A 6,475-nucleotide genomic window follows, 5' to 3' on the forward strand; every position below is an offset into this window, starting at 1 on the left:
GCCCTATCTTGTAATATCATCATAATTTGAATTTTTACCATCTATACTTATTATAAGTCTGTGGGGAAGGCATACGATGTTTTCCCCGGGCTCTGATATCCACCCTTTTTTTACACATATTTTATCAGGACAGTTTGCATCTGTAATGCGAATCCTCCCCTTTTCCACCTTTATTTTATTAAAATCATTGTCCTTGTATTTTATAATAAATTCTTCACTGTTTTTAACAGTACTTAAATTAATAGTTTTTATAAGCTTGCCATCTTGTTTTATCAGGGCAATCCTACTGGAACTTTCCATGCGGTTTTTGTATATTAAAACTCCTGCAGTACTTATAACAAGCAGTACAATTATAATTAATGCAGCAATCTCATCTCCCTTTTTCATTTCATTCTCCTTCTTAATCCAAGAATCACTCAATATAGAGAATTCTACTACATTTTAAGTACATTTACAACGGGATAATTCAATGAAGTCAATTCCTAAATTTACATACATTTCTCAAATTATCTACAAATTATGAGTTAAAGCATAAAAAAACTTTTTATTTCTTAATTGGTTAATGAAAACCTTTAATATTGTAAATATGATAATAAATTATCAGAAAACTCTTGATTAATACTTTATTTGAATATATAATCATAGATATATAATAATACATAATATTACATTATAAAAAATAGATGTAATTTCTGGCTTTATCTAGTTATGTTATGTAATGTTATGTTTTGTCATGGCAATTTAATTTTTTTAATTTAAGGGGGTATTTAATTTGAAAAGAACTAAAAAAATTTTATCTTTAATTTTGTTTTCACTTATTGTATTTTTGGCTGCAGGTTGTGGCAATACTGCTGAAAATTCAAAGGATCAAAAATCCGATACTTCAACAAAGACAACTTTAACTATATCTGCTGCTGCCAGTTTAAAAGATTCCATGAATGAAATTAAAGAACTGTATGTGAAAGAAAACTCAAATGTTGCAATTACATACAATTTTGGAGCCTCCGGTACCTTGCAGAAGCAAATTGAACAGGGTGCGCCGGCAGATATATTTATGTCCGCTGCCACAAAACAGATGGATGAACTCAAAAATAAAAATTTAATGGTAAGTGATACCATTAAAAATCTTTTGCAAAATGATGTAGTACTAGTTGTACCAAAAGATTCAGCTAAAGTTAAAAGCTTTGAGGATTTAACATCAGATGATGTTAAAAAAATAGCTCTTGGGGAGCCTAAGAGTGTACCTGCTGGACAATATGCAGAAGAAGTACTTACAAACTTGAATGTATTGGATAAAGTTAAGTCAAAGGCTGTTTATGGAAAAGATGTAAAGGAAGTTTTAACCTGGGTTGAAACGGGAAATGCAGATGCAGGGATTGTTTATAAAACTGATGCACTAGTATCTGATAAGGTTACGATTGCAGCCACTGCACCGGAGGATTCTCATAAAGCTGTGGTATATCCTGTAGGAGTAGTTAAAGACAGCAAAAATGCAGAAGCAGCTAAAAGCTTTTTAAAGTTCCTGTCTGGTGATAAAGCTAAAGCAGTATTTGAGAAATATGGATTTAAAATGGGAGAATAGTTTAAAAGAGAGTAGAAAATTGGGGAACATATAGTCTGATTTGATTTTAAAGAGGTGATATGAATGAATTTTGATATTTCACCAGCATGGATTTCAGTGAAAACTACTTTTATAGCTACCATCATAACATTTTTTGTTGGAATTGCTGCTGCCTATTGGATGACCAATTATAATGGAAAATTTAAAAGCGCTGTGGATACTATATTTACATTACCTCTTGTACTGCCCCCTACGGTAGTGGGATTCTTTCTACTGCTTATATTTGGAAAAAATGGACCTATGGGTAAACTTTTGTTGAAAATTGGTACTACCTTGATTTTTTCATGGCCTGCTGCAGTTGTAGCCGCAACTATTATTGCTTTTCCACTGATGTATAGGACAACTAAAGGGGCCTTTGAACAGGTGGATAATAATATTGTAAATGCAGCCAGAACTCTTGGAGTATCCCGGTGGAAAATTTTTTGGAAAGTTATACTGCCACTAGCCTGGCCAGGCGTAGCTGCAGCTACAATTCTTTCTTTTGCAAGAGCTCTTGGAGAATTTGGAGCTACTCTTATGGTGGCTGGAAATATACCGGGCAGAACCCAGACAATTCCTCTGGCTATTTATTTTGCAGCTGAAAGCGGAGAAATGGATAAGGCTCTTATGTGGGTTATATTGATTGTAATAATCTCAACTATAGTGATTTTTCTTATGAACTATTGGAATGAACATGAAAAAAGAAATGTTTATGGAGTTAGGAGGGAATAACATGGGATTATACGTTGATATTGAAAAAAATTTTTCTGGATTTAATTTAAATGTTAAATTTCATACCAGAGATAATATTATAGGAGTTCTTGGAGCTTCAGGTTCTGGTAAAAGTATGACTTTAAGGTGTATTGCAGGTCTTGAAACACCACATAAGGGAAAGATAATGTTAGATGAAAAAGTTTTATATGATGGAGAAAAAAAGATAAATGTTAAAAGCGGCAGGAGAAGAACCGGATTTTTATTTCAAAATTATGCATTGTTTCCCAATATGACAGTAAGCCAGAATATAGGTTTTGGATTAAGCCGTATGTCAGATGATGAGAAAAGGAAAATAATAAATGAAAAAATAAGTATGATGGATCTTCAAGGACTGGAAAATAGATTTCCCACTCAGCTTTCAGGGGGACAACAGCAGAGGGTGGCCATTGCAAGAGCTATGGCCATAAATCCTGAAATACTGCTTTTAGATGAGCCATTTTCTGCGCTGGACAGCCATTTGAGAAATAAAATGGAAGAGAAGCTTAAAGAGGTACTTTCAAGCTATAAGGGTACTACGGTTTTTGTATCCCATAATAGAGATGAAATATATCGTATTTGTAAAAATATTGTAATAATGGATAATGGAGCAGTAGAGATTTTTGGAAATAGAAATTATATATTTGAAAATCCTGGTACTGTAGCAGCAGCAAGGCTTACAGGGTGTAAAAATATATCTAGAATTCAAGTGTTGGATGAAAATACTTTAGAGGCTCTGGACTGGGGATGTACTCTTAAAGTTAATAAAAAAATTGAAAAATCCCAATGTTATGTGGGAATAAGAGCCCATTACATAAGTCTTGGAGAATCGGGACAAAAAGATAATATTGTTAAATGCAAGGTAAATCATATAAATGAAAGTCCCTTTACTGTGGAAGTGTGCCTGGATAGTGTAGAGGAGGGAGCCTATGGCAAAATAGAGAGTCTGCGCTGGGAAATTACAAAGGAAATGTGGCATAATATAGAGAATTTAGAACAACCCTGGAATATATGTATGGGAAAAGACCAGCTTTTCTTAATGAGATCAAATTAAGGGAAAACTATAGAATAATTATATCATGGTTTTTCTTAGTTTTTAAAAAATATGTTGCAAAAAAACTGTAAAAAGGTATAATTACGTTAAATTGAAACAAAATATGAGTACTTTAAGGAGGTAGATAAATATGAAAATAAGTGCAAGAAATCAATTGAGAGGAAAAGTTACTGAAATAAAAGAAGGTGCTGTAAATGCAGAAGTTGTAGTAGATTTAGGTAATGGTAGATCCATATGTTCCATTATTACCATGGAGTCTTTAAAAAATTTAGGTATTGAAGTTGGCTCAGAGGTTACAACTTTAATTAAAGCATCTTCTGTAATATTAATGGCGTAAGCTAATTAAAAATTAAAAGTGAAGAGTGAAAAGTTAAGGATATTTTTCTCCGTTTTGCTGTGGAAAGTCTTAGATTTTAGAGTACTGTATTTTAGATTTTTCAGGGCTTTAGCGGAAAAAAATCATCCATAACTTTTAATTATTAACTCTTAACTTTTAACTGTATATTAAGTTAGGAGGGAAATGATGGAATCTATAAATACTAAATATGGAGTCTTAAAAGGGTTAAATTATGTTAAGTATTACGCAGATGGGGCCATGAAGGAGTGCACATTGGATAAATTAAACAAACTGGAAACTCCCTATGGGCTTTTAATACCTAAATACGAATACGGTGAAGAAAGGAGTAAACATATACCTTCTGTTGCTTTCTACAATAATGGAAATTTAAAAAAAATTTACCTTGAAAAACAGACTGATGTTAACACTTCTATTGGTATATTACCGGCTGAATTTATTACATTTTATGAAGATGAAAGTATAAAGAGAATTTTCCCTTTAAATGGCAAAATAACAGGCTACTGGTCCGAAAAAGATGAATACAATCTGGCAGAAGAAATAGAGATTGATATTTCTACAGGAAAATTAAAAGAGAAGATTATTTCAGTATATTTTTATAAAAGTGGAAATATAAAGAGCATTACTTTCTGGAGTAAAAATGATATTAAAATAAATTCTCCTTTAGGAGATGTATTTGTACGTATAGGAGTATCCTTTTATGAAGATGGCAAACTTAAGTCTTTTGAACCTGCAAAACCTACAGCTATCTCCACTGAAATAGGTACTATAATGGCTTATGATACCCAGGCTATGGGTATTCATGGAGATTCTAATTCTGTGAAATTTTCTAATACAGGTAGAGTGCAATCACTTATAACTTCTACAGATAGTATAGAAGTTATAAGCAAAAAAGGAGAAAAAAGTTTGTATGAGCCTTTATTAAAATCAAGTGTAATTGATGAAAATTTTATGGAAATTGTACCTTTGAATATAGAATTCCATGAATATAAAGTAAAATTCAGCAGTGGCATACACCATAGATTTCCTGCTGAATATATTATTAATCAATATAATTTTCATATAAAAAGTTCACCTTTTGAGGAAAGTTCCCCCTGTTCATCCTGTACAGGCTATTAAAATTATGCTATAGTTCTGCTATAATATTTCCTGTTTCTGTAAGGTCGTAGCCCCCTATGCCAGAAAGTTCTGTCTTGAACTCTTTGGAGCGTATTATTTCTATTATTGATTTAAAGGGAGAATCATACATGTTTTCTTTTTTTATAACCAATTCATATCTTTCTTTTTGAAGTGGTATGAAATCTATACCTTTAACCTGCAGGCTGGTCTTTTCATTTCCAAGGGCCAGGTCTGCCTCACCTCTTGCTATGGCACTAGCTACTGCAAGATGTGAAAAATATTCTGTGGTATTATAACCTTTTATGTTGTTACCTGTAATATTTAGTAGTCTTAAATGTTCATCTAAAAGAATTCTGGTACCGCATCCCTTTTCTCTGTTCACCATAGTAATATCAGGCCTTTTTAAATCTTCAAAGCCTTGAATTTTTTTAGGGTTTCCTTGGAGTACATAAAAACCTTGCATTCTGCAAGCCAGATGAATTATTACTGTTGGAATTCCCGGAAGCAATCTTCTTACAAAGGGTATGTTATATTTATTAGAATCCCCATCCCATAAATGAGAAGTAGCCGCCTGGACTTTACCAAGATATAATGCAAGAAGTCCGTTATAGCTCCCTACATATGAACGAAAAGTTCTAATACCTGGGCAGTGAAATTCTATATGTCGGGATAATATATCTAAAAGTACGTCCTGTCCGCAAATTACAAAACCATCATTGGTATCTGCATTTCCAGGATAAAACATATTAGAATAAGACAAGTCATCTTTGTTAATAGGTCTATGAGAAATTTCTGCTGTATTCTTAGTTTTATTTTTATAGTCTTCTACATCTTTTGAATCTACTCTAATTTTTTTTCCTACTTTATATCCGTTTAATTCTCCTCTTTTGATCAATTCATAAACTGTATTTTTAGTTATTTTTAGCATTTGGGCAACTTCCTGAGGAGTTAAGGCTGTATTATTTTCTATCATAGTTTATCTCCTTTCGTAAAGATATGATAATATATTGCAAAATTATAGACCATTAGTTTGTATAATAATTTTAACAATAATTTTAATACATATTTATTAAAAATACAAATTTATAAACAAATTTATATTTAATTATTTTAAAATATAGAAATATTAAAAATAATAATTGTTAAAAAAATATATTTTAAATTTTTTTAAAATAACAATAAATGATTAAAATATATGTAACGCTATCAAAAAGTAAGATAAACATCTATTATTAACATAACATAATATAACATAACATTATATAGACTTATACAATTATAAAATATATTATAACCATACAAAATACAATATAATCAGATTTCATATTAGTGTGATAATTTGAGAAAAAGCTTTTGATAAGGTTATCATTTTAAATATATGAGTATTGATAAATTAATAATTTTACTGTTGCTTTTTTAAAGAACTTGTGATATATTTTGAAATAATTATTAAACACATAAAAAAAGTAAACTTAAATTAATGAATGTTTATTTTAAAAAAATTGCATTTTGTATTTTAAAATTTATCTAGTAAAGGAGAATGAAAAATGAGACAAGTAGCTATTTATGGAAAAGGTGGAATTGGAAAATCTACAAC

Annotated in this window: 7 protein-coding genes; 5 read left to right on the forward strand and 2 right to left on the reverse strand. The window is 30.8% G+C overall.

What is annotated here, in order from left to right; all coding sequences use genetic code 11:
* Nucleotides 1-3: 3 nt before the first annotated feature.
* The gene (locus V7Q02_RS04620; protein ID WP_333859811.1) at nt 4-387 is read right to left on the reverse strand and encodes a NusG domain II-containing protein; all 384 of its coding nucleotides are present in this window, start codon (nt 385-387) and stop codon (nt 4-6) included.
* A gap of 385 nt (nt 388-772) precedes the next feature.
* Here V7Q02_RS04620 and modA point away from each other — a divergent pair, with 385 nt between their 5' ends.
* The 5 genes from modA to V7Q02_RS04645 all read left to right on the forward strand — a co-directional run bounded on the left by modA (nt 773) and on the right by V7Q02_RS04645 (nt 4,878).
* Entirely contained in the window at nt 773-1,582 is an 810-nt protein-coding gene (modA, locus tag V7Q02_RS04625; protein WP_333859812.1) for a molybdate ABC transporter substrate-binding protein, read from the forward strand.
* A 63-nt stretch (nt 1,583-1,645) separates the two neighbouring features.
* Nucleotides 1,646-2,332, forward strand: a complete 687-nt coding sequence (gene modB, locus V7Q02_RS04630) for a molybdate ABC transporter permease subunit (protein WP_333859813.1) — start codon at nt 1,646-1,648, stop codon at nt 2,330-2,332.
* A gap of 1 nt (nt 2,333) precedes the next feature.
* A complete protein-coding gene (locus V7Q02_RS04635; protein ID WP_333859814.1) occupies nt 2,334-3,404 on the forward strand; it encodes a sulfate/molybdate ABC transporter ATP-binding protein in 1,071 nt (356 codons plus the stop codon).
* A gap of 130 nt (nt 3,405-3,534) precedes the next feature.
* Nucleotides 3,535-3,741: a TOBE domain-containing protein gene (locus V7Q02_RS04640; protein WP_333859815.1), complete on the forward strand. Its 207-nt coding sequence runs from the start codon at nt 3,535-3,537 to the stop codon at nt 3,739-3,741.
* A gap of 186 nt (nt 3,742-3,927) precedes the next feature.
* The gene (locus tag V7Q02_RS04645) at nt 3,928-4,878 is read left to right on the forward strand and encodes a hypothetical protein (protein WP_333859817.1); all 951 of its coding nucleotides are present in this window, start codon (nt 3,928-3,930) and stop codon (nt 4,876-4,878) included.
* Nucleotides 4,879-4,885: 7 nt separating this feature from the next.
* Here the strand turns inward: V7Q02_RS04645 and V7Q02_RS04650 are convergent, their stop codons facing one another.
* Nucleotides 4,886-5,851: a helix-turn-helix transcriptional regulator gene (locus tag V7Q02_RS04650; RefSeq protein ID WP_333859818.1), complete on the reverse strand. Its 966-nt coding sequence runs from the start codon at nt 5,849-5,851 to the stop codon at nt 4,886-4,888.
* Nucleotides 5,852-6,475: the final 624 nt, after the last annotated feature.

Origin of the sequence: Clostridium sp., assembly GCF_036781005.1 — a bacterium.
Lineage (GTDB): Bacteria > Bacillota > Clostridia > Clostridiales > Clostridiaceae > Clostridium_B.

Bases quoted from the DNA above. Each gene is read 5' to 3' on its own strand.
- V7Q02_RS04620 (WP_333859811.1), bottom strand. From the start codon at position 387: ATGAAAAAGGGAGATGAGATTGCTGCATTAATTATAATTGTACTGCTT.
- V7Q02_RS04635 (WP_333859814.1), top strand. From the start codon at position 2,334: ATGGGATTATACGTTGATATTGAAAAAAATTTTTCTGGATTTAATTTA.
- V7Q02_RS04640 (WP_333859815.1), top strand. From the start codon at position 3,535: ATGAAAATAAGTGCAAGAAATCAATTGAGAGGAAAAGTTACTGAAATA.
- V7Q02_RS04650 (WP_333859818.1), bottom strand. From the start codon at position 5,851: ATGATAGAAAATAATACAGCCTTAACTCCTCAGGAAGTTGCCCAAATG.
- V7Q02_RS04645 (WP_333859817.1), top strand. From the start codon at position 3,928: ATGGAATCTATAAATACTAAATATGGAGTCTTAAAAGGGTTAAATTAT.
- modB (WP_333859813.1), top strand. From the start codon at position 1,646: ATGAATTTTGATATTTCACCAGCATGGATTTCAGTGAAAACTACTTTT.